The organism is uncultured Christiangramia sp. (assembly GCF_913046405.1).
Lineage (GTDB): Bacteria > Bacteroidota > Bacteroidia > Flavobacteriales > Flavobacteriaceae > Christiangramia > Christiangramia marina.
The window spans coordinates 1-22,831 of sequence record NZ_CAJWRQ010000043.1; the positions used below are offsets into that span (position 1 = coordinate 1).

A 22,831-nucleotide genomic window follows, 5' to 3' on the forward strand; every position below is an offset into this window, starting at 1 on the left:
CAGCTCAGCTTCAGGGAAAGAATAGTATGATGAACGGTGGATCCAAAGCGAATTCAGTTCCTGGAATGAAAACGGAACTTTCAGCTAAGTTTGAATCCCAATTTGAGAAAAGTCTTGATACATATTTTGAATTAAAAAATGCGCTGGTAGCTTCAGATGGAAGTAAGGCTGCCTCTTTAGCTTCAGAATTAAAAGCAGAACTTGAGAATATAGAATCAGGAACTTCAGATAAAATGCTCGTTGCGCATTCAGAAAAAATACTTGAAATGCTCACGGCAATTTCAAAAAGTACAGACCTTGTATATCAGCGGGATCATTTCAGAATACTTTCGGCACAGATCATTGGGATCACAAGGAATATGACAAATATCAAAAATGAATTATATGTCCAACACTGTCCTATGGCTCACTCTAACCAGGGTGCAGACTGGCTAAGCCGGGAAAATGTTGTGAGAAACCCTTATTACGGGGACGCTATGTTAAGCTGTGGAGAGGTAACCGAAATATTGAAATAAACCATCAAAAACCAACAATCATGAATGACAAATCAACATCTAATCACGAAATGAAAGGAAGCAATTACGGTAGATTCTTTGGAATGCTCGGGTTATCGTTTATTGCTATGTACATAACTATGTATATGAACACCTATGAAATTGACCACGTTTACTTCAGCCTTACTAGATTTTATATGACCTGCCTGGGAATTTCAGCAATGGCAGTGATTATGCTCTCTATGATGCTAAAAATGTATAAAAACCGGAAGAAGAATATAGCAATTTATGCGGGAAGTCTTGTTCTGTTTTTAGGTGCACTTGGTCTTGTTCGAGCGCAAAGTCCGGTAGTTGGTGATGTGCTGTATATGAAAGCAATGATCCCGCACCATTCCATTGCAATCTTAACTAGTAAAAGAGCCGATATTGATGATCCCGAAGTAAGAAAACTTGCTGATGAGATCATCAAGGCACAGGTAAGAGAGATCGCTGAAATGAAAAAAATGATCGATAGATTAGAAAACAAGTAAAATGAAACTCAATGATATTTTATGCGTTGGTTTCTATAAATTTAAATTTTTAAAATAATCGAAAATGAAAAAGAGATTAAGAAGTTTACTAATGTTGAGCCTGGTAGCCGGAAGTTTAGTATTTCAATCTTGTGGAGAAACCAAGAAGGAACAGGAAGAAACCACTGTAGAAGAACAGCAGGAAATCAATAACACTTCAGAAGACATAACTGAAGCGGAGTTTAATAATGCTACAATCGATGAAGCTTTTAAGAAGTATATCTTGGTAAAAGATGCCCTTGTACAAACAGATGCTGAAGCTACCGCGGAGGCTGCGAATGAGCTAGAAGCTACTTTAACCGAAGAAAATTCAGAGATCGCGAAGATCGCAGCAAGACTTTCTGAAGAGCAGGACGTTAATGTACAAAGAGAGATCTTTTCAGAATTAACTGCAGCAATGGATCCGGTATTGAAAGGTGCTATTTCTTCAGGGAAGATCTATAAGCAATACTGCCCGATGGCTTTTGAAGGAAAAGGAGATTACTGGTATGCGACTTCAGAAGAGATCAGGAATCCATATTACGGTGATAAGATGCTAAAATGTGGAAGAGTAGATGAAACTATTCAGTAGAACTGAGAGAATCCCGGTAATTCCAGTTACCGGGATCCTTTTAACTTAAAGAAAAAACCTTGCAAGATCTTAGAATCCATATTAAAAATATAGTATGCCAGCGATGTATTATGACCGTGAGCGAGATACTTGAGAGACTCGATATTCCTTTCGATGAGGTTCTGCTTGGAGAAGTCATTCTGAAAAAGCCCTTGAAAATTGATAAACTTAAAATTCTGGAAAAGGAGTTTGATAAAGTTGGTTTTGAAATTATCATGGATCGCGATCTAAGACTGGTGAACAGTATCAAATCTACGATCATTGAGGAGGTTTATTCGGATAAATTATCCAATACGAAGCTATCGACTTTACTGGCTTCTAAACTCAATTTTGATTATAGTCATATTACCCATCAATTTTCAGAAAGTGAAGGTCAGAGTATTCAGAAATACTACAATGCCGTTCGTATAGAACGCGCTAAGGAATTACTGGATTATGATGAGCTTGGAATTGCTGAAATTGCTGATTTGCTTGGATATTCTACTCCGGCTTATCTATCCACTTCGTTTAAAAACGCTACTGGTCTTACGCCTTCTGAATATCGCCAAATGGAAGGGAAGAACAGGAAGAACCTGGATTCGGTTTAGCATTGTATTTCAAATTCTAATATTGCGAGAATGTATTAGGATGAAGAATTTTCTAGTTTTCTTTCCAATCGATAAAATTTTATGGAAATCTTTATCATCATAGGCGTTCTGCTTTGTGTCTTTATCGCTATAGTTATTTTATAAACTACAACTTCTATGCAGGGTGGAGGCTGGATCACCGGCAAGGCTTAGCATTTATTTTAGAAAGTATTTTGTTTAATATCAGTGAGCTACGGTAGAAGATTCAACTTAAGTCACGCGGAAAATTTATTGCTGACATGCATAGTTTTTTCATGGCTCATTGTCATTGGGCGAGTTTAATTTGTAGATTTTACGGAATTGCACGGACCATTATGGAAAGCACCACTAAAATCCCAGCAGATTTTTAATAGTTTCACTTGCTCATCGGTTAGATTTGGGAAAGGCTAGATCCTAAAAGTTCTTAATCTATGGCTGCGGAAGTTAAAAAGCTTTAAAACTGAAAGAACTTAGCAAAATTTTAAAAGTCGTCGCGCTACTTCCTTGCTAAATTGAGTTTCAACCTTAAAATCAATTGATTATGAGAAATGAGAAACTTATTAGCGCTCTAGGGAATTGTATTAACCACTGTAACTATTGTGCAGATGCCTGTCTGGACGAGGAGAATGTCAAAATGATGAAAGATTGCATCAGGACAGATCGAGTTTGTGCAGAGGTGTGCTCTACATTAAATCAGGTACTTTCGACCAGTTACCAGGATGTACAGGGATTAGTAGATTATTGTAAGAAAGTTTGCCAGGCCTGTGCAGATGAGTGTGGAAAGCACGAACACAAGCATTGTCAGGATTGTGCGAAAGCCTGCCGGGAATGCGTAGAAGCCTGTGAAGCTTACGCAGCATAAATTTTAAAGCTCTGTATAACACAGAGCTTTTTTTAATTTCTGAAAGTTATTCGCATAGGATTAAAACTTACTTGTGACAACTAGCCTTATTTTTGCAAATTAATGATGCCTTATGAAAAGAACTTATAGAATTACGGGGATGAGCTGTAATGGTTGTCGCCAGCATGTGGAAGAAACTCTGGCAGCGATTGAAGCTGTGGATCATGTGGAAGTGAATTTGCATAATGAGACTGCGACTCTATCGGCAGAACAGGATCTTGATATTTCGGTACTTAGAAATAAACTGGAGTCCGAAGGCGGGAATTATGGTATTGAAGAATTCCAAACAAATATTAATGGGAAGATCGTTGAAAAGTATGATGTTCATGGAATGACCTGTAATGGTTGTAAGATGCATGTTCAAAAAGCACTTGGGAATCTTGATAAAATTGATGCTGCGGAAGTGGATCTTCATCATGAAGAAGCAATTCTTGAAATGAAAGAACCAGTTTCGCTGAAGGAATTACAAAATGCACTGGAAGAAGCAGGAGGGAACTATACGATCCATATGCCTGGCACAGAAAGACCAGTTAAAAAAATATCAGAAGTTAAAAATTCTGCTGGAAACGGGAAGGGTGTCTGGTATTGTCCTATGCATTGTGAAGGTGATAAAACCTACGAAAAAGCTGGTGATTGCCCGGTTTGCGGGATGGACCTTGTAGAGGAGGTCAATACCAATCAAAAGTCGGTTGAATTTACTTGCCCTATGCATCCCGAAGTAAGCAAGGATGAACCCGGAGATTGTCCAATTTGCGGAATGGATCTTGTGCCGAAGCAACCGGAACCTTCAGCCGAAGAAAAAGGTTATAAAAAACTACTTCGCAAGTTCTGGATCGCCATAGGATTTACACTCCCAATTTTCATTATTGCCATGTCAGACATGGTTCCGAATAACAGTTTACAAAGTTGGTTTGATGTCAAGACCTGGAACTGGATCCAATTTGGACTATCTCTTCCTGTAGTATTTTACGCCTGCTGGATGTTTTTTCAGCGTGCCTGGAGGTCTATCGTAACGTGGAATCTCAATATGTTTACACTCATTGGAATTGGAGCAGGAGTAGCCTGGATCTTCAGTGTTTTTGGAATGCTGGTGCCAGATTTCTTTCCGGTGCAATTCAGAACAGAATCGGGTACGGTACATGTTTATTTTGAAGCCGCTACCGTCATCCTTACTTTGGTGTTAATGGGACAGGTGCTGGAAGCCAGAGCACACAGCAAAACCAATTCGGCTATCAAAGAATTGTTGAAGTTACAACCAAATACTGCGCTCAGAATCAAGGACGGTAAAGAAGAGAAAATCTCCACCAGCAAAATTGAAAAAGGTGATCTTTTAAAGATCAAGCCAGGAGATAAGATCCCTGTGGATGGTAAGATTTCAGAAGGAAAAAGTAGTATAGACGAATCGATGATCTCCGGAGAACCAGTGCCGGTGGATAAAATGAAGGGAGATGAAGTTCGTTCCGGGACGATCAATGGAAATCAATCTTTCATCATGCAGGCTGAAAAAGTGGGGGATGATACCCTACTTGCCCAGATCATCAAAATGGTAAATGAAGCCAGTAGATCCCAGGCGCCTATTCAGAAATTAGCTGATAAAATTTCAGGATATTTTGTACCTGTAGTGGTGATTATTTCGGTAATCACTTTTATAGTCTGGTCGATATTTGGTCCAGAACCTCAACTGGTTTATGCGCTTGTAAATGCAATTGCTGTTTTGATCATCGCCTGTCCATGTGCCCTGGGTCTGGCAACTCCAATGTCTGTGATGGTTGGTATTGGTCGCGGTGCCGGTAATGGAATATTAATAAAAAATGCAAAATCCTTAGAACGGCTAAATAAGGTCGATACGCTCATAATCGACAAAACCGGAACCCTAACAGAAGGTAAGCCGAGTGTGGATAAAGTAGTTTCGGTCTCTTCGGAATATACTTCAGGAAGGTTAACAGCAATTATTGCCAGTCTGAACACGAATAGTGAACATCCTTTGGCACAAGCGACTGTAGACTATGCGGAAAAGCACGAAATAGAACTTATAGAAACTTCAGATTTTAAGTCGGAAACAGGTAAGGGAGTTACGGGAATATATGAGCAAAGCAAAGTCTTGATAGGTAACAAAGCTCTGATGGATTCTAATAACATTGAAATTCCCTCAGATGTTGCCGCAAGTGTTTCCGAAGAACAACAGAGAGGAAATACAGTAAGTTACGTAGCTATAAATGCTGCCACAAAAGGTTATGTGGTGATTACCGATAAGATCAAGGAAGGAACAAAAAAAGTGATCTCAGATCTGCAAAATCATGGCATCGATGTGATCATGATCTCAGGGGATCATAAAAATACTGCGGCTGCAGTGGCCAGTGAAATTGGAATAAAAAATTATAAAGCTGGAATGTTACCTCATCATAAACTGGAAGAGGTCGAAAAACTGCAGAAAAGTGGGAAAATTGTGGCAGTAGCAGGAGACGGGATTAATGATGCACCGGCACTTGCCAGGGCAGATGTGGGAATTGCCATGGGAACCGGGACAGATGTGGCTATAGAAAGCGCTGCTCTTACGTTGGTTAATGGTGATCTAAGAAGTATAAGAAAGGCGATTTTACTTAGCCAGAAAGTGATGAGGAACATTAAGGAAAATCTCTTTTTCGCACTTATTTACAATACAGTAGGTGTTCCTATCGCAGCGGGTGTACTTTATCCATTCTTCGGAATTTTACTTTCACCAATGATTGCTGCTCTTGCGATGAGCTTTAGTAGTTTTTCAGTAATTGCGAATGCGCTGAGGTTGAAATCCGCAGATCTGAAGGATTGAAAATCAAAAACGGGATCTATTCAGATCCCGTTTTTTCAACTAACTAACACTTAACTTAACACCTAAATTTTTAGTTTCGAATTCTGCCATTTCCAGATCTTCTACCTTTATGTCTTTTTTCCTGTAGTTGTTCCCATTTCTGGAATTGCTCTGCAGTAAGAATTTTTTGAAGCTCTGTTTTCATTTCTTCAGATTCGTTCTCTCGTTTTTCACGCATTTCTTCACGCTTCTCTTTCATCTCCTCACGCTTTTCCATCATTTCAGCGCGTTTTTCAGCATTTTCTGCACGGCCTTCTTCTTTCGCATCCATTCTGGTCATATAAAGTGTTTTAAGCTTCATTTCCTGGTCTTCGTTGAGATCTAGCTGCATCGCCAGTCTTTTTGCACTAAGCGTAGCCATTTCTTCATTACTAAGATCTTTACGGCCTTCTCCTCTTTCCTGCGCGAAAGTACTCAAGCCAAGCGCAAGAAATACTATGGTGATCATCTTTTTCATCTTCCAACATTTTAAGTTATACAAATAAGACCCCCTTTTTTAAAAAAGGTTTAAATAAAAAAAGCAGGATTCAAATATCCTGCCTGTTCTGTATCATTTAAATAAAAATCTATTTCATCGGGTTAAGGATGAGGTCAATTCTTTTCAATAGATCCTGCTTATGATAGCGCGTTAGCGTATCTCCAGAATTTGCTGTGTTTCTAAGCTGTCTCTGTAGCGTAGTAAGTTCACCTCGTACAACTGGTCGAATATCACTTTGTGCCACATTTACGTTACTTCTGGTAACCCAGCTTCTGTAACGTGCCGGGATCTCATCCTGCTCTTCAGTCATTAGTTCACCCATTTTTTCTACGTAAGCACGTTGCAGATTTCTACGATAACGATCTATAGATCTTCCATTGTAAATCTCGCTCCATAGGCCTTTTCTAAGATCGGTCATCATATCCAGTAAAGAATAAGCATCTTTCCCATTGATCTCCTCGTTTTCCATCAATCTCGCCATTCTTCCGAAGTCAAGAAGGTTATTTAGAGTTCTTTCCTGCATTCCACGAATTCGTTCAATATTACCGTCAAATTCGATCTTATTGAAAATATCCTGGTTGATCATCCATTCCGGAGTTGTGAATAATTGCTCTTGTAGGAATTTCATAGCTCTTTCCTGCTTTTCAGCATCTACATGAGTATATACTGCACCTTCCTGATCATAGGTTTTGTAATATTCATACACACCACCAATATTAGCGGTTACATGACCCATATAACGATTGTACTGTGAAAGTACCTGACCATAAAGATCATCAAGATCATCGTAATCCTTACCATCTTCAGCAGTCCACTCGATCAATTTTGGAACGATTCTCTTAAGGTTTTTGATACCGTATTCGCTGGCAAGCATTGCGTCGTCACCAAGATCTTCAGTTTGAGAACTTGGATCTATCACACCACTTTGCTGTCTTCCGAAGCGAAACTTAGCATCTCCTGCATGCTTAAGGATCCACTGGTCAAGAATTTCTTTTTCTTCCTTTCCTTCTTTGTCAAGAATTGGTCTGTAGCCCCACTCGATTGCGTACTTATCGTACGGCCCGATCTCTGGCATCAGCGCTACATCACCATCTTCTGGTTGTGCTATATAGTTGAAACGAGCATAATCCATAATAGATGGAGCTGTTCCAAATTCTTTCGTGAATTCCGGATCTCTAAGGTCTTCCACAGCGTAAGCAACACTACTTCCCATGTTATGCGGTAAACCTAAAGTATGTCCAACTTCGTGGGAAGAAACAAAGCGAATAAGTCTTCCCATAACTTCATCCTTAAAGGCAACCCCCTGCGCATCTTCGTTAATAGCTGCGGTTTGTACGAAGAACCAGTTTCTAAGAAGAGTCATTACATTGTGATACCAGTTAATATCAGATTCAAGAATTTCTCCCGAACGTGGATCACTTACGTGAGGTCCGTTTGCGTTTGGAATTGGAGAAGCAAGGTATCTAACTGTAGAATATCTTACATCTTCAGGACTCCAGTCCGGATCTTCTTCTACAGTAGGAGCATCCTTGGCGATAATGGCATTTTTAAAACCTGCTGCTTCAAAAGCAACCTGCCAGTCTTCGATTCCCTGCTTGATGAATGGAACCCATTGCTCTGGTGTTGCACGGTCGATATAGTATACAATCTGTTCTTTTGGTTCAACCAGTTCTCCATTTTTGAATTTCTCGATATCCTCATCCTTAACTTCAAGTCTCCAGCGGTCAAGATATTCCACCGTTTCACTTTTTTGAGCCGCAAGGCCATAATCTGTTTGTTCAGTAGTAAACCAACCAACACGTTCATCAAAATACCTTCTTTCCATAGGAACTTTTGGAAGAAGAATCATCGAATTGCTGAATTCCAGTGAAATGGAACCAAGACTCTCATTGGATGGTGGATCACCAGCATTATAGGTCTTTACGTGCCTAATTTCGATATTTTCAGGGTAAGATCTAATCGTATCTATATAAGATCTGTTATCATCTAACCTGGAAACTTTGTACTGTTTTCTGGTTCTGTCGGGCAATCCAAGTGCCTGTACATCTTTGGTATAAAGATCTGTAACATCAATCACAGTAGATTTAGAGATACTGTCTTTTCCTACTGTTTTGATATCGAATGATTCAACAATAGGCTCAAAGTTTGAGTTTACTACCGCCTCATGTACTGGAAGAGAATCTGCAGCATAGATATCGTAAGAAACTACTCTTAGTAGCACCTTATTACCTTTTTTCTGCCATCTGTGAACCTGAGTATTTTGTTTTCCACCACCAAAACCAATTCCGCTGGCAGTTTTAGCGATTCTTGTAACGGTAAGCATTTCCCGGTTAAAAAGGCTGTCTGGAATTTCGTAGAAATACTTTTCATCAACCTTATGAACGGTGAACAGACCTTCGTCTGATTTCGCATCTTTGGTGATCACCTTTGCGTAAGGCTTCATTCCATCTTTATCCTTTTTGGATTCTTCAGATGAAGCAGTTTTAGCATCCTTTTTATCCTGTTTCTGAAAAACAGCACAACTGGAAACCGATAACGAAAGGGCGATAAGCATAAGCTTAAAGCTCTGATTCTTAATCATAAATAGTTTGTTTTTAGTTAATAAGTTGAGCAGAAAGTAAAGATTTCATATTCCCGACTATGGTGAACCTTTAGCCCCCGGCAGTTTTAGGACTAGCAAAATGCTGAAAGGTTTAAAATTTAGTTAAAAGAATTTATAATTCTGAAGGAATAAAATTTAAGAGTCGTTTTGTTATATTTGGTTGATTTTAGAACTAAAACAACTCAAATTATGGAAGAAATAGTAAAAATGGTTTCAGAAAAAGCTGGAATCTCTGAATCTCAGGCAAAAATTGCAGTACAGGTGGTCTCTGGAATATTAAAGGATAGAATGCCTGAAACAATGTCGAAACATCTTGATTCTTATCTAAAAGGCGACGGAGATGCTGGAAATCTTGGTGATTTGGCGGGGAAGCTTGGTGGAATGTTTGGGAAATAGAAACTCGGGAATATCCAAACCAAAAAAAAGAGGCTTTTCAGCCTCTTTTTTTCAAATATGATTTTCAGAACTAAGCAATCTTGATGCTAAGAACTTCACCTTCCTTATACACTTCGATCATTTTATGCTTCCGAAGAGATTTTAAGGCTTTATCCCATTTCTTATTACTCAAGCCACTTTTCTCTTTTACTAAATTCATGTCATGAACCTGGTCATCCTTCAATAAAGTATACACCGACTTTTCCTCTTCCGATAGTTCTACCTGTTTCTTTTCGGGTTTCATTTGAGGGAAAAATAAAACTTCCTGTATCGACTGGTTGTTGGTCAAGAACATGATCAGCCTGTCCATCCCGATTCCAAGTCCTGATGTTGGAGGCATTCCGTATTCCAGTGCGCGAAGAAAATCGTTATCGATAAACATCGCCTCATCATCTCCTTTTTCTGATAGTTTCAATTGCTCTTCGAATCTTTCTCTCTGGTCGATTGGATCGTTTAACTCGGAGTATGCATTCGCGATCTCCTTACCACAAACCATTAATTCAAAACGTTCTGTAAGCTCAGGATTATCGCGGTGAGTCTTACAAAGCGGACTCATCTCCTTAGGATAATCTGTGATGAAAGTTGGCTGTATAAAGTTTCCTTCACACTTCTCTCCAAAGATCTCATCGATCAGTTTTCCTTTACCCATGGTTTCGTCTACATCGATGCCCATTTTAGTAGCAGCCTCATATAGCTCTTTTTCAGATTTCCCGGTAATATCAAAGTCAGTAAACTGCTTGATGGCATCGGTCATCGTAACCCGCTTGTACGGAGCTTTGAAATCTACGGTATGCTTTCCGAAGGTAGCTTCAGTTTTACCATTCACTGCCATGGCGCAATGCTCGAGCAGGTTTTCGGTAAACTCCATCATCCAGTTATAATCCTTATAAGCCACGTAAATTTCCATCGCCGTGAATTCAGGATTGTGAGTTCTGTCCATTCCTTCATTTCTGAAGTTTTTAGAAAACTCATATACACCATCAAATCCACCAACGATCAATCTTTTAAGATATAGCTCGTTCGCAATTCTTAGGTATAGTGGAATATCCAGGGCGTTATGATGTGATACAAAAGGTTTTGCAGCTGCACCACCTGGAATTGGCTGAAGTATTGGCGTCTCAACTTCAAAATATCCTTTATCATTAAAGAAGTTACGCATGGCGTTGAAAAGTTTCGTACGCTTAACGAAAACTTCTTTCACCTTTGGATTCACCGCAAGATCTGCATAACGCTGTCTATAGCGGTGTTCAGGATCTGTAAAACCATCGTAGGTATTCCCGTCTTTATCTGTTTTTGGAAGTGGAAGTGGTCGCAATGACTTACTCAACAGGTGAAAATCTTTTACCATGACGGTCATTTCTCCTACCTGAGTTTTGAATAACTCTCCCTCAATTCCTATAAAATCGCCAATATCAAGCCATTTTTTATAGAAATCATTGTATTTCGCCTTATCATCACCAGTACAAATTTCGTCACGGTTAAAATATACCTGTATCTTACCATTAGAGTCCTGAAGTTCAGCGAAAGATGCTTTTCCCTGGATCCTTCTTGACATAAGTCTTCCTGCGATCACCACCTTTTTACCTTCAGCAAAATCTTGCTTGATTTTCGTAGTAGTATGATCTACCGGAAAAAGATCGGCTGGATATGGATTAATTCCGGCTTTGCGTATCGCCGATAATTTCTCACGTCTAATTTGTTCCTGTTCTGATAACTGCTGCATATAATTTTTTTTATGCATTCAACAAAAATGCGGATGCAAATATAGTGACTATCAGCCTGCCATACAATGCAATTAAAAGCCGAAATAATAATTCTATCTTTGCCTCTATAATTAGTGAATATGAGTATTTGGAGAGTAATTCTATCGGTATTATTTCCCCCGCTGGCAGTTTATGATCGCGGTTGTGGTTCAATTCTAATCGTACTAATACTTACGCTGCTGGGATGGGTTCCCGGAGTGATTGCTGCGCTCATTATATTAAATAATCCCAAGTCTTAAAGTATGAATAAGGAAGTTGAAGTTAGAAATCTGGGAAGCAAGGATTATAAGGAAACCTGGGATTACCAGGAGCAACTGTTTAAGGATACTCTGGATCAAAAGATCAGGAACCGGAGACAGAACGAAAATATCGCTACCCAAAATTATTTGCTGTTTGTGGAGCATCCTCATGTTTACACTTTAGGAAAAAGCGGCGATCATACCAATCTTCTTTTGTCTGAAGAGCAATTGCAGAAAAAAAATGCCAGTTTTTACAAGATCAATAGAGGAGGGGATATCACCTATCATGGGCCGGGACAGATAGTTGGCTACCCTATTCTGGACCTCGATAATTTCTTTACTGATATTCATAAATACCTGAGATTACTTGAAGAGATGGTGATTCTCACACTATCTGAATATGGAATAAAAACTGAAAGAAGCCCTGGAGAAACCGGTGTCTGGCTGGATGTGGGAACTCCATTCGCCAGGAAAATATGTGCCATGGGTGTTAGAGCTAGCAGATGGGTAACCATGCATGGTTTTGCTCTGAACGTCAATGCAGATCTTGGCTATTTTGATCATATTATTCCCTGCGGAATTAAGGACAAAGCCGTAACTTCCTTGAATGTAGAGCTAGGTCAGAAAGAAGTCGATATGGCTGAAGTTCAGCAAAAATTGATGAAACATTTTAGTCAGTTATTCGAAGCGGAGTTGGTTTAAGATCATAGCTTATAGAGCAGTATCTCATTATCTCCACCTTTAACGATCATTTCCAGGCGTTTATCCAGATCTGCATTTGCAAGATCAACTTCAGAAGTTCCATATACTGGAAAGCCGGGAAGTAATTCCGCTTTTTCATTAAATACATAGACCTTCTTCGCCTGGGTGTCGGTAATACTTACATAGGTCTTGCGTCCGATTTCAAATAGTTGCGGATCGGTGTAGAGTCCGAAATCAAGATTGACACTGGAATCATCGATCACAAGTTCGTTTTCATTCAGGTAAACAAGATGATTTGCATTTGCTACTAAACGATTGTTTTCTGCAAGATCGAGGCTTTTCAGATCCACTTTTCCATTTTGATCGACTTCAATAAGGTTGCCTTCAGGTTGAGTAATGATAAAATCAGACTTATAGCCATACCATTCATTTTCAGAAGTATTAAAATTATTCGAGGTAGGAACACGAATGCTACCCTGCCGACTCAGGATCTGTAATCTGCCCGATTCTTCCTGAACCAGAATATAATCTTTGTTTCCAAGGCGAATATGTTTTGGCGCTTTGATTATGGTGCTTTTTGTTCCGTCGAAATCAAAACCTTTAATACTGTTACCTTTTGGCCCAAGCATGTAAACTTTATTATTCTGAGTCAGAACAAACCTGTATTTCCTGTTATTATCATAATCAAATACTGCCAGAGGCTGCGTGAGCGCATCATTAAACTTTTTAGGAAAGGGTTTTACATCGCGGCCTTTGCGGTCCAGCACTTCAAGTTGAAAGCTAGTGGAAAAAGCAAGTTGTTTATTGCCATTTTTAAAGAGATCTACTTCGTGCACTTTTCCTGAAATTTGGCTGTCCAGTTTTTTAGTCCAGAACATGCTGCCTTTGTTGGAAAACAGGCTGAGTTGATTTCCTGAATCTTCCACCAGAATATCCATCTGGTCTGTTTCATGATTCCGGAAGAACTGAAGAATTCCTGCGATAGGTTGGTTGGTGGTAATTGTTGCAATCTGTTCAGCGCCTTTAGAAAGTCGGTCGGCCTCCGTTGGTTCTGCGATAATACCGTGTAGATGATCGTACGTTTCTTCTGAAATCACTTGAAACGCAGCCAGGCTACCCTTTTTAAAGTCAGATGCTTCAAGGGTGCACAATTCTTTCGCTGCGGAAATATTCGTTATCGCAAGCATGCTTGATTCAGATGACAGCGAATTCAACATTCTTACATATTGTGGGTTTTCTGATAGCGTCTTGCCATTTTGAAAATTAACGATTAAGTTTTCGAGGACGGAGATCTCTTCAGAAGCTATTATAAAATGATCAATGACAATAAAGTATCCGGAGCTTAGGTTAATTTCAGGATCTAGCAACAATTCCGGTACAGCAAAATCTCCCTTAAAAATATCAATTTCCCTGAATCGTTCATTAAGCTCATATTCTTGGAAAAGTCGGTTTTTAACCAGTTCGGTATCAATTGCATTCCAAATATGGATATTTCCGGGTTTCACCTTGATACTTGAAATGTCACTTATTTTATCCAGAAAGTCCAGATTAGCGGTTGTATCCTTGTTTTGAAGTTTCAGCCCTGAACTTATAGAAACTATAGTGATAAATTCTTCCGGGCAAAACCTTGCGACCTCATGTTTAAAGTCGGCTATAGAGGTAAAGTTTTTAGAGGCTTCGGAATTAGGATGTATTGAAATCCCGTTATAAATAAGTTCAGACTCATTCGCATGCAGGTCCAGTACATTCCAGTTTCCTTTTTTCTTCGGAAGATCTGCCTCGGAGAACATTTCAGAAAAGAACATTACATTCATACTATCTTCATAGATTAATGAGGTCTTGTTTGGATCTGAAGCATCCAACGCTTTCTCGAATTCCCTCGGATTCGATTTATTACTTCGCTTCGCCTGAACGATGGCATACTTACTTTTACTGAAGATGCTCAGGTTGGCGATATCACGCTGGTAAAATTCAGATTTCTCCAGCTTCACCTTCTTAAACTGAATATCTTCTTCATTAAAAGTTTCCACCTGTTTGTTTTGAATACTATCCAGCGCCAAGGAAGTAGAATCTTTGTGAATGATCAAAACCGAAAATTTAGAACCTATACTGTCGCTATCTATATAAAGAGTGGTTTCTTTTGCAGAATTGATATACTTCAAAAGATCTTTCGCGTCATTGGTTAAATCTTTCAGGTCTCCACTGTTAAAAATAGCTTCGTGTTGCATCAGATCTTTTTCAAGTTGCTCGCTGGAAGGAGAAACGAAGATCACTTCCGCAGAATCAGGTATAAGATCTGTGTTATTCAGAATACTATCAGAATCTTCCGCACAGGAAATAAGGAGCAGGCAGAAAATAAGACTTAGAAACTTGTTCATATATAATAGGTAGGCTTACAAAAATATAAACTTAGAATTCAATCTTCAATTGATCGGGCAGGAGTTTAAAACTTTTCCGGTGGTATTTGGTTATACCATACTTTTCGATCGCAGCTCGATGCTCCCTGGTAGGATACCCCTTATTCTTTATCCAGTTGTACATAGGGAATTCTTCATGAATCTTTTCCATATACTCATCGCGGTGGGTTTTTGCCAGAACAGAAGCCGCTGCGATACTAAGAAACTTACCGTCACCTTTAATAATGCACTCGTGAGGTATGGAGTCCAGAGGTTTGAATCTGTTGCCATCAACAATGATACAATCTGGTTTGGTCTTCAATTTTATGATAGACCTCTGCATCGCCGTAATTGACGCATTTAGTATATTCATATTATCAATCTCTTCCATAAAAACATGAGTCACTGCAAAATCGAAGGAATTTTCATGTATTAGATTTCTTAAAAGGTTCCTATTTTTTAGACTCATGACTTTGGAATCATTCAAAATCTTGTTTTTAAAGTTCTTAGGTAAAATGATAGCAGCAGCAGTAACAGGCCCTGCGAGGCAGCCCCGACCGGCTTCATCGGTTCCCGCCACAAGTTTTGATTTATCATAAGATTTTAGCATATGCATTTAAGATTGTAATCTTTTAACAATTAAAGGGGTTAAGGATGCAGTGAATTACAACGTTTTCATTGAGCCTGTTAAAATTTTAATAAGTTAAAATGTAAGTTTTTTTGGTATGTTAAGGATTTATTAGCATTTTTGACGCAGGCTAATTCAAATTTAACGAAATAATGAAAAAAAGATTACATGGATTCCTAACGCTGTTACTGGTGTTAGTCGTGCAAATTGGTTTTGCACAAGACAAAACCGTTTCAGGAACGGTTGTTGACGAAGAGGGTTTGCCTCTACCTGGGGTGACTGTTCTTGAAAAAGGTACAGGTAATGGAACTCAGACTAACTTCGATGGTGTGTATACACTGGAGGTTGGAAATGGTTCTGTATTGAGTTTTAGTTACGTTGGGTTTGCACCTCAGGACATTAAAGTTGGAGCTGCAGATTCTTACGATGTAACTATGCAAACAGATGCTGATGCTCTTGCCGAGGTTGTTGTATTAGGTTATAGCACCAAAGGTGTAGAAGAAGTAACAGGATCATCTGTGCAAATTGGTGGTGATGAGATTGCTGAATCTCCAACTGTATCTGTAGAGCAAGCTTTACAGGGTAAAGTTGCTGGTGTTCAGATCTCTCAATCTTCTGGAACGCCTGGTGCGATTCAGGATATTCGTATTAGAGGTATTAGCTCTATTAATGCTGATAATGATCCTCTTTACGTTATTGATGGAGTGCCAGTTTCTAACGCCAACATTTCTGGTAGTGCGAACCAAACATCTTTAAATCCATTGGCTTCTATCAACAACCAGGATATTGCAAGTATTACTGTTTTGAAAGATGCATCTGCTACAGCAGCCTATGGGGCTCGTGGGTCAAACGGGGTAATCGTTGTGACAACTAAAAATGGTAAAAAAGGTGAAACCTCATTTACTTTTAGCAGTCAGGTAGGTTTTCAAAACGATGCTTTCAACAAGCGTGAGTCTCTAACAGGAGCTCAACGTGAAACATTGTTAAGAGAAGCTTTAAATAATGCTTACGGTGCTAATGGTACTAACGGTGATTTCGGTTTTACGGTTGATAACGCTATCGATACTGCGATTGGATTCAATCTATTGTCACCAGCAACTGCTGATTTTGATGGAACAGATTACGATTGGGATGGTAGAATTAGAAATGATGATGCCTTAACTCAAAATTACACGTTGTCTGCTTCTGGTGGTGATGATCTTTCTAATTTTTATGCTTCTGTAGGTTATAACAACACTGAAGCTACTGTTATTGGTGGTGAATTTGAAAGAATTAACGGAGCTTTCTCTTACGATAGAAAATTGCGTGATAACGTACAATTAGCGACTTCTGTAAATGTGTCTAATACTAAGCAGAACCCGGTTTTAGAAAACGGTACTTTCTTTTCAAACCCGTTTATCACAAGATACTTAATGAACCCTTTCAATAATCCTGATAATGCAGATGGATCTTTGAATATTAACCTTCCTTTTGGATCTCTTCCAAACATTTTTTATGTACAGGATAATAATATTACAAGAAACGCATTGACTCGTGCATTAGTAAATACTAAACTTGACTGGGAGATCTTTACAGATTTTACTTTTTCTAACAGATTAAGTATGGATTACCAGTTGAACGAGTATACTGCATATAGAAACCGTTACGAAGGTGATGCAGACGACTTTAATGGAGATGCAACTGTAAGTGATGAAAAGAACTACAACTGGGTTTACCAGGGCTCTTTCAACTATGGTTTCACATTGGCTGATGATCATAATTTTGATCTGACAACTTTATTTGAATATCAGAAGAATCAGAACTCATATCTATTTGGATATGGTCAAAACTTTCCAGTTGATGGTCTAATTCAGATCAACACTGCAAGTGCTGCTTTTGATGCAGATTCTCAATACACAGACTGGATCAATGTATCTTACCTAGGGCTACTAAATTATAACTATGCCGGTAAGTATGTTGTTGATGGTACTATAAGACGTGAAGGTTCATCCAGATTTCCATCTGGAGAGCGTTTTGGTACTTTCGGTTCTGTAGGTGCTGCATGGAATGTTCATAGAGAAGATTTCATGAATACTGACTTGTTTAATACTCTTAGATTAAGAGGTTCTTACGGTATTACTGGTAACAACAACATTGGTTTAAACTCGTACCAGGCTTTGCTTACATATAGTGCTAACTATGCTGGTAACGGTGCAGGTTTTCCTTCTCAATTTGGAAATAATGACCTTACTTGGGAAAAAGGTGAAACTTATGACTTAGGTTTTAGTTTTGGAATGTTCGATAGTAGATTGACTGGTTCATTCTCTTATTATAACAGAAGAACGTATGACCTATTATTAGCTGTACCATTATCCCTAACTACAGGTTTCAGCTCTCAAACTCGTAACATCGGAGAAATGAAAAACTCTGGTATTGAAGCTGAGTTAGGTTTCGATATCATTAGTACTAAAGACTTCAATTGGAACATCTCTGCTAACTATGCAACAGTAGAAAATGAGGTTGTGGAATTAGCAACAGGTGCAGATGGTCAGGAACTTGATCCTAATGCTGGTAGTGTTTATACTACAACACGTAGTGGTCTTCCTGTAAATACCTGGTTCATGAGAACCTGGGCAGGTGTAGATACTGAAACTGGACTTCCAACTTGGTTTGTAAATGGTGTAGACGGTGAAGTTACTTCTAACTACAACGCTGCTCAGAGAGTTGATCAGGGAGCGAATGCTCTTCCAACTTACTCAGGTGGTTTAGGTATGCGTGTTGATTACAAAGGTTTCTTTGCTGAAGCTAATGCATACTTCCAGGGAGGTCACAAGATCTATGAGCAATATGCTCAGTTTTACTTGAGAACTAATAGCTTTACTTTAGGTACTTACAACGGGGTTCAGGAATTAATGGACAGATGGCAACAGCCTGGTGACGTTACTGACGTTCCAGCTGTAAACTATGCTCAGAACAATAACTTCCATGCAACTAGTTCTAGACACCTTTATGATGGTGATTATGTAAGATTGAAAAATCTATCTTTCGGTTACAATCTTCCATCTGCATGGGCTAATGAAATTGGTCTTGATGGATTGAGCTTAACACTAAGAGGTACAAACATATATACCTGGGTAAAAGAGGATGGTCTTAAACTGGATCCAGAAACAAGAGCTGATGGATTTACTAGGTTGACTACTCCACCAGTTGAATCATATACCTTAGGTATTAACGTTAAATTTTAAGAAAAATGAAAAAGAGCTTTAAATATTTATTTATGTTAATGATTGGATGCGGCGTCTTCGTTGGCTGCTCAGATGAGGATCTTGATCCTACTCTTCAACAATCAAAAGACATCGACATTAGCGTTAACACGCAAAATGATCTCAACGCAATTATTAACGGAGCCTATAATAGAATGTCCTTGACAGATTATTATGGTAGAGATTATATAATTCTTGGAGAAGTTTTCTCTGATAATACTGCCTCTAATGCAAACTCTAACAGGTTCGTTGCAGAAGCTAGAATGGATTTACTTCCAACTTCCGGTGTTGTTGAAACGTTGTGGTCAAGACTTTATTCTGTAATTGGTTCTGCCAATATTGTTATCAATTCTGAAGGAATAACTGGAGATCAGGCAGCGATTGATCAAATTAAAGGAGAAGCATATGTTATACGTGCATTAGCGCACTTCAACCTTGTGCAATTCTATGGTCAGCAAAATGTGAATAACGGTGGTTTATCTGCTGCTGGTGTTCCTTACGTTACAGCTTTTAGAGATGATACAGCACTATTTCCAGGTAGAAATACTGTACAGGAAGTAAGAGACATGGCTTACGCAGATCTTGATATGGCTAAAAGTCTTATGGGTGCTAGTGCACCAGTTGAGTACTTCAGTACTTATGCTGCTAGTGCAATCGAAGCTAGAATCGCGAATTACTTCGGTGACTGGCAGAGATCTCTTGATGCAGCTAAAACTGTGATAGATTCAGGGCAATTTTCAGTAGTATCTGAAGATGCATTCCTTAGCACATTCTCTTCTGATGGTGGCACGAATTCAATTTTTGAAATTGCTGCATCAGATATTGACAATGAGGGTATTAATGGTCTAGCTAATATCTATCAGCAAGGAGCTTACGGTGATGTTGTAGTTCTTCCTAATCTCGCTGCTATCTATGATGAGGGTGATGTAAGAGGTGTAAGTGAATATGATCCTTCTACAGATTACGAAGCTGAGACTGTTATAGGTGTTGACGCTAACGGAACTCTTAGAAATATTGGAAAGTATCCTTCTACTGCTCCTTATGATGACAACATTCCGGTTATTAGATATGAGGAAGTTGTATTGATTTACGCAGAGGCATTATTAGAAACTTCAGGAGATGATTCTGGTGATGCTTTAGATTGGCTAAATATGATTCCTGAGAATCGTGGTGCTATGTCATATGATTCTGCTTCTAAGGATAATGTCTTGCTTGAAAGAAGAAAAGAACTTGCTTTTGAAGGATTTAGATTTCATGACCTTGCGAGAACTATGATGGATATTCCTAACCCAGATCCAGTTCTTCAAACACATGAAGGTCCTGCATATGGAAGTTTTAACTTTGCATTGCCGATCCCGGCTGCAGAAGTTGACGCTAACTCAAATATTCCTCAGAATGCTGGTTATGGAGAATAATTAAATTCTTTATATCTTATAGAAAGCCGCTGATTTAGAGCGGCTTTTTTTATTCCCTAATTTCACAGAGTTTCTTACATTATAAATTATAAATTTGCGTTACCATTATATTTACATGTATAGAGCCTTAACTTTTTTCTTTTTATTAATTTCATTTTCTGCTGCTAGTCAGGAAGATTTTGGGCAGAATTCCGAACCACAGAAAAAACAAGATAGCATACCACCGGTAGATTTGTATAAGATCATTTCGGTAAAGAATGATACTACTCACCTGGATACCACGCTTACTATGTTAAAAGATTACAAGTTCAACTATCTGAGAAAGGATAATTTTGAGCTACTACCATTTTCAAATACCGGACAAACCTACAATGCTCTTAGTTACACTGAGAATAATAGCAAAGCATTCCCCGGATTTGGAGCAGAAGCAAGACATTATAATTTTATGGAAGTGGGTGATATCAACTATTATCAGGTTCCAACGCCATGGACTCAGCTTTATTTCAAGACTGTACCGGAACAGGGGCAGCAGCTCGATGCTTTATTTACTATCAATACTTCTAAGAACTTAAATATGTTTATTGCATATAAGGGAACTAGGGCATTAGGTAAATACCAGAATATTTTGACCAGCACCGGAAATCTTAGAATGGGGTTCTCCTATAATACCACTAATGATAGGTATCGTATAAAAGCACATTTCGTTTCTCAGGATCTAATGAACGAGGAAAACGGAGGACTTGATAGCCTTGCTGTACTTCAATATATTGCCGAGGAAGAAGAGTTCGATGATAGATCTGTACTCGATGTCAAATACGAGGATGCTGAGAGTACTCTCTTTGGGAAAAGGTTTTTTATTGATCATGAATATCAAATTACAGATCCCAGGGATTCTACCAACAATCTGAGTATTTCTCACATCTTTGATCATAGTTACAAAAAGTTTGTCTTTAATCAGGAAACTGCTGAGAATGCTCTTTATGGTGATTCTTTTGAGGCTACTAATTTGCAAACATCTACGCGACTATACACAACCTTTAATGAAGCCGCAGTGAATTTTGAAAATGATGTACTTGGAAAACTCTCCGTAAAAGCCGGGCATACGAATTATGATTATGGTTATAACGCCGTGTATATTACAGAGGAGTCTGTAGTAGGCAATAAAATCTTTGGAAATTTATTGCATCTGGGCGCTACTTACCACGAGCGTATTGGTGATTTTGATCTTAAGGCTGCCGGACGACTCAATCTTGATGATGATTTTTCCGGTAATTACCTGAATATTTCCGCTGGTTATGCATTTGATAATAAAAATAGTATCCGTTTTGGTTTCGATCAAAATAGCAGTTTGCCTAATTTCAACTTTCTGCTCTATCAGAATGATTACATCAACTATAACTGGCAGAACGATTTTGATAACGTTAGCTCGCAGAGATTATACGCCAGTCTTTCTTCTGAAAAGTATGCGAACATAAATTTTTCACTATCACAAATTGATAACTATACGTACTTTGCTGAAAATGAAAATGGGTCGGTAAAGCCTTTTCAATATGATCAGCCGGTTAGGCACTTAAAGCTGAAGGCTGAAAAAGAATTTGATTTTGGTCTCTTCGGAAGCTACAATACTATAATGTATCAGAATGTACTCGAAGGAGCAGCCGTTCTTAATGTTCCAGATCTGGTTACCAGGAATTCTATATACTATAAAGATTTCTGGTTCGATAAGGCACTGTATCTTCAAACAGGTTTCACTTTTAAGTATTTCACGAAGTATGAAGCGAATGCGTACGATCCCATCCTTGCAGATTTCTATGTTCAGAATGAAGAAGAAATTGGTGGATTTCCCGTAGTGGACTATTTCTTCAATGCAAAAGTGGACAAAGCAAGAATCTTCTTTAAGTTGGAGCATTTAAATTCTCTGGTTACAGGGAACAACAATTTCTCTGCTCCAGACTATCCATATACCGACTTTCTTGTAAGATTTGGGCTGGTTTGGGATCTTTTCCTGTAGTATTCTTTAGACTGAATTTATCATATCAGGAGTTTGTTTGATTTTTACTTGCTGAATTGATATAAAAATGCCGTTATCTGTTCTATTTTAAGCAGCTTTTCTCTGAAGTCTTTACGGTTAGCATAAATCGAATAATTTCTTCGGAAAGTCATTGTGTAATTAAAAATGGGGTGTATATTTGCAGCCGCTTTGGCAGCAAGGCGTATGTTCGTTGAGAGTAGTAATGGTGGGTGATGTGAGAGGATCTGGCTTTAAAAAATTAAACTAAAATTTATTAAACTTTAGTTTGGTAGAAAGGAAAAAGTTAGTGTATATTTGCAGCCGCTTTGAGAGCAGGGCGAGAGTTCACTGAAAGGTATGTAAAGGCTAGGCTATTGTTGGTCTAAGGCAAAAAAATAAAAATTAAATTTCTTTAAATTTTATTTGGCTGGAGAGCAAAACTAGTTTTATATTTGCACCCGCTTTGAAAACGAAGCGACGTTCATAAGAAGGTTGGGAGAGTTTAAAGTTAGGAAAGCTTTAGAAAAAGAAACTAAAAATTTTATTAAAAAAGTTTTGGTTGATAAAGAAAAAGCGTTGTATATTTGCACCCGCTTTGAGAGCAAGCAAACGTTCACAAATTACAGGCTGAAATTACTGAAAACCACCGGATGGGGTGAGAGAATAAGGTTCGATTCCTTAGGTTTTAACAAGACAGATTGGGAGACCAATTAAGTTCATTGATATATTGAATTGACAAAGGGTTTTATCTTTTAGGAGATAGAATCAAGTGTATAAGAATTAAGACTAGAAAAGTCATACTGAGCAATTTCTTTAGTAGTTGTTGAATATATTTAAGATTTAACGATGAAGAGTTTGATCCTGGCTCAGGATGAACGCTAGCGGCAGGCCTA

Annotated in this window: 17 protein-coding genes; 12 read left to right on the top strand and 5 right to left on the bottom strand. The window is 38.6% G+C overall.

The window, feature by feature from the left end:
* From QZ620_RS07335 to QZ620_RS07360, 6 genes are all read left to right on the top strand, one after another.
* The coding region (locus tag QZ620_RS07335; protein ID WP_295180350.1) for a DUF3347 domain-containing protein at nucleotides 1–515 on the top strand (515 nt) is incomplete at its 5' end.
* Nucleotides 516–535: 20 nt separating this feature from the next.
* On the top strand, nucleotides 536–1,024 hold the full coding sequence (locus QZ620_RS07340; protein ID WP_295180351.1) for a DUF305 domain-containing protein: 489 nt from the start codon (nucleotides 536–538) through the stop codon (nucleotides 1,022–1,024).
* 64 nt (nucleotides 1,025–1,088) lie between these two features.
* Nucleotides 1,089–1,634 carry a DUF3347 domain-containing protein gene (locus QZ620_RS07345; protein WP_295180352.1) on the top strand — a complete coding sequence of 182 codons (546 nt, stop codon included), beginning with the start codon at nucleotides 1,089–1,091 and terminating at the stop codon, nucleotides 1,632–1,634.
* A gap of 59 nt (nucleotides 1,635–1,693) precedes the next feature.
* Nucleotides 1,694–2,260, top strand: a complete 567-nt coding sequence (locus QZ620_RS07350) for an AraC family transcriptional regulator (RefSeq protein ID WP_295180353.1) — start codon at nucleotides 1,694–1,696, stop codon at nucleotides 2,258–2,260.
* 559 nt (nucleotides 2,261–2,819) lie between these two features.
* Entirely contained in the window at nucleotides 2,820–3,140 is a 321-nt protein-coding gene (locus tag QZ620_RS07355; RefSeq protein WP_295180354.1) for a four-helix bundle copper-binding protein, read from the top strand.
* 112 nt (nucleotides 3,141–3,252) lie between these two features.
* Nucleotides 3,253–5,988: a heavy metal translocating P-type ATPase gene (locus tag QZ620_RS07360; RefSeq protein ID WP_295180355.1), complete on the top strand. Its 2,736-nt coding sequence runs from the start codon at nucleotides 3,253–3,255 to the stop codon at nucleotides 5,986–5,988.
* 70 nt (nucleotides 5,989–6,058) lie between these two features.
* Here the strand turns inward: QZ620_RS07360 and QZ620_RS07365 are convergent, their stop codons facing one another.
* Both QZ620_RS07365 and QZ620_RS07370 read right to left on the bottom strand, forming a co-directional pair.
* Nucleotides 6,059–6,484, bottom strand: coding sequence for a hypothetical protein (locus tag QZ620_RS07365; protein ID WP_295180356.1), 426 nt, complete (start codon nucleotides 6,482–6,484; stop codon nucleotides 6,059–6,061).
* A gap of 109 nt (nucleotides 6,485–6,593) precedes the next feature.
* Complete coding sequence (locus QZ620_RS07370) at nucleotides 6,594–9,086, bottom strand: zinc-dependent metalloprotease (protein WP_295180357.1); 2,493 nt, start codon at nucleotides 9,084–9,086, stop codon at nucleotides 6,594–6,596.
* 210 nt (nucleotides 9,087–9,296) lie between these two features.
* On the opposite strand from QZ620_RS07370, the gene QZ620_RS07375 reads away from it, so the two are divergent.
* Nucleotides 9,297–9,503: a hypothetical protein gene (locus tag QZ620_RS07375; RefSeq protein ID WP_295180358.1), complete on the top strand. Its 207-nt coding sequence runs from the start codon at nucleotides 9,297–9,299 to the stop codon at nucleotides 9,501–9,503.
* A 70-nt stretch (nucleotides 9,504–9,573) separates the two neighbouring features.
* On the opposite strand, the gene lysS is transcribed toward QZ620_RS07375, so the two are convergent.
* On the bottom strand, nucleotides 9,574–11,265 hold the full coding sequence (gene lysS / locus QZ620_RS07380; RefSeq protein ID WP_295180359.1) for a lysine--tRNA ligase: 1,692 nt from the start codon (nucleotides 11,263–11,265) through the stop codon (nucleotides 9,574–9,576).
* Between the two features lie 120 nt (nucleotides 11,266–11,385).
* Here lysS and QZ620_RS07385 point away from each other — a divergent pair, with 120 nt between their 5' ends.
* Nucleotides 11,386–11,544, top strand: coding sequence for a YqaE/Pmp3 family membrane protein (locus QZ620_RS07385; RefSeq protein WP_084509746.1), 159 nt, complete (start codon nucleotides 11,386–11,388; stop codon nucleotides 11,542–11,544).
* Nucleotides 11,545–11,547: 3 nt separating this feature from the next.
* Nucleotides 11,548–12,246, top strand: coding sequence for a lipoyl(octanoyl) transferase LipB (gene lipB / locus QZ620_RS07390; protein WP_295180360.1), 699 nt, complete (start codon nucleotides 11,548–11,550; stop codon nucleotides 12,244–12,246).
* A 2-nt stretch (nucleotides 12,247–12,248) separates the two neighbouring features.
* On the opposite strand, the gene QZ620_RS07395 is transcribed toward lipB, so the two are convergent.
* A complete protein-coding gene (locus QZ620_RS07395) occupies nucleotides 12,249–14,624 on the bottom strand; it encodes a hypothetical protein (RefSeq protein WP_295180361.1) in 2,376 nt (791 codons plus the stop codon).
* A gap of 31 nt (nucleotides 14,625–14,655) precedes the next feature.
* Nucleotides 14,656–15,252 carry a ribonuclease HII gene (locus QZ620_RS07400; RefSeq protein WP_295180362.1) on the bottom strand — a complete coding sequence of 199 codons (597 nt, stop codon included), beginning with the start codon at nucleotides 15,250–15,252 and terminating at the stop codon, nucleotides 14,656–14,658.
* Nucleotides 15,253–15,422: 170 nt separating this feature from the next.
* Between QZ620_RS07400 and QZ620_RS07405 the strand changes: the two genes are divergently transcribed.
* From QZ620_RS07405 to QZ620_RS07415, 3 genes are all read left to right on the top strand, one after another.
* Nucleotides 15,423–18,494 (top strand): TonB-dependent receptor, encoded by a 3,072-nt coding sequence (locus QZ620_RS07405; RefSeq protein WP_295180363.1) that lies wholly within the window; start codon nucleotides 15,423–15,425, stop codon nucleotides 18,492–18,494.
* A 5-nt stretch (nucleotides 18,495–18,499) separates the two neighbouring features.
* Nucleotides 18,500–19,927, top strand: a complete 1,428-nt coding sequence (locus QZ620_RS07410) for a RagB/SusD family nutrient uptake outer membrane protein (protein ID WP_295180364.1) — start codon at nucleotides 18,500–18,502, stop codon at nucleotides 19,925–19,927.
* 115 nt (nucleotides 19,928–20,042) lie between these two features.
* Nucleotides 20,043–21,938: a putative porin gene (locus tag QZ620_RS07415; RefSeq protein ID WP_295180365.1), complete on the top strand. Its 1,896-nt coding sequence runs from the start codon at nucleotides 20,043–20,045 to the stop codon at nucleotides 21,936–21,938.
* The last annotated feature ends 893 nt before the right edge of the window (nucleotides 21,939–22,831 follow it).

Coding starts and splice junctions, on each gene's coding strand:
- QZ620_RS07345 (WP_295180352.1), top strand. CDS start 1,089: ATGAAAAAGAGATTAAGAAGTTTACTAATGTTGAGCCTGGTAGCCGGA.
- QZ620_RS07405 (WP_295180363.1), top strand. CDS start 15,423: ATGAAAAAAAGATTACATGGATTCCTAACGCTGTTACTGGTGTTAGTC.
- QZ620_RS07400 (WP_295180362.1), bottom strand. CDS start 15,252: ATGCTAAAATCTTATGATAAATCAAAACTTGTGGCGGGAACCGATGAA.
- QZ620_RS07360 (WP_295180355.1), top strand. CDS start 3,253: ATGAAAAGAACTTATAGAATTACGGGGATGAGCTGTAATGGTTGTCGC.
- lysS (WP_295180359.1), bottom strand. CDS start 11,265: ATGCAGCAGTTATCAGAACAGGAACAAATTAGACGTGAGAAATTATCG.
- QZ620_RS07370 (WP_295180357.1), bottom strand. CDS start 9,086: ATGATTAAGAATCAGAGCTTTAAGCTTATGCTTATCGCCCTTTCGTTA.
- QZ620_RS07415 (WP_295180365.1), top strand. CDS start 20,043: ATGTATAGAGCCTTAACTTTTTTCTTTTTATTAATTTCATTTTCTGCT.
- lipB (WP_295180360.1), top strand. CDS start 11,548: ATGAATAAGGAAGTTGAAGTTAGAAATCTGGGAAGCAAGGATTATAAG.
- QZ620_RS07375 (WP_295180358.1), top strand. CDS start 9,297: ATGGAAGAAATAGTAAAAATGGTTTCAGAAAAAGCTGGAATCTCTGAA.
- QZ620_RS07340 (WP_295180351.1), top strand. CDS start 536: ATGAATGACAAATCAACATCTAATCACGAAATGAAAGGAAGCAATTAC.
- QZ620_RS07385 (WP_084509746.1), top strand. CDS start 11,386: ATGAGTATTTGGAGAGTAATTCTATCGGTATTATTTCCCCCGCTGGCA.
- QZ620_RS07355 (WP_295180354.1), top strand. CDS start 2,820: ATGAGAAATGAGAAACTTATTAGCGCTCTAGGGAATTGTATTAACCAC.
- QZ620_RS07365 (WP_295180356.1), bottom strand. CDS start 6,484: ATGAAAAAGATGATCACCATAGTATTTCTTGCGCTTGGCTTGAGTACT.
- QZ620_RS07395 (WP_295180361.1), bottom strand. CDS start 14,624: ATGAACAAGTTTCTAAGTCTTATTTTCTGCCTGCTCCTTATTTCCTGT.
- QZ620_RS07410 (WP_295180364.1), top strand. CDS start 18,500: ATGAAAAAGAGCTTTAAATATTTATTTATGTTAATGATTGGATGCGGC.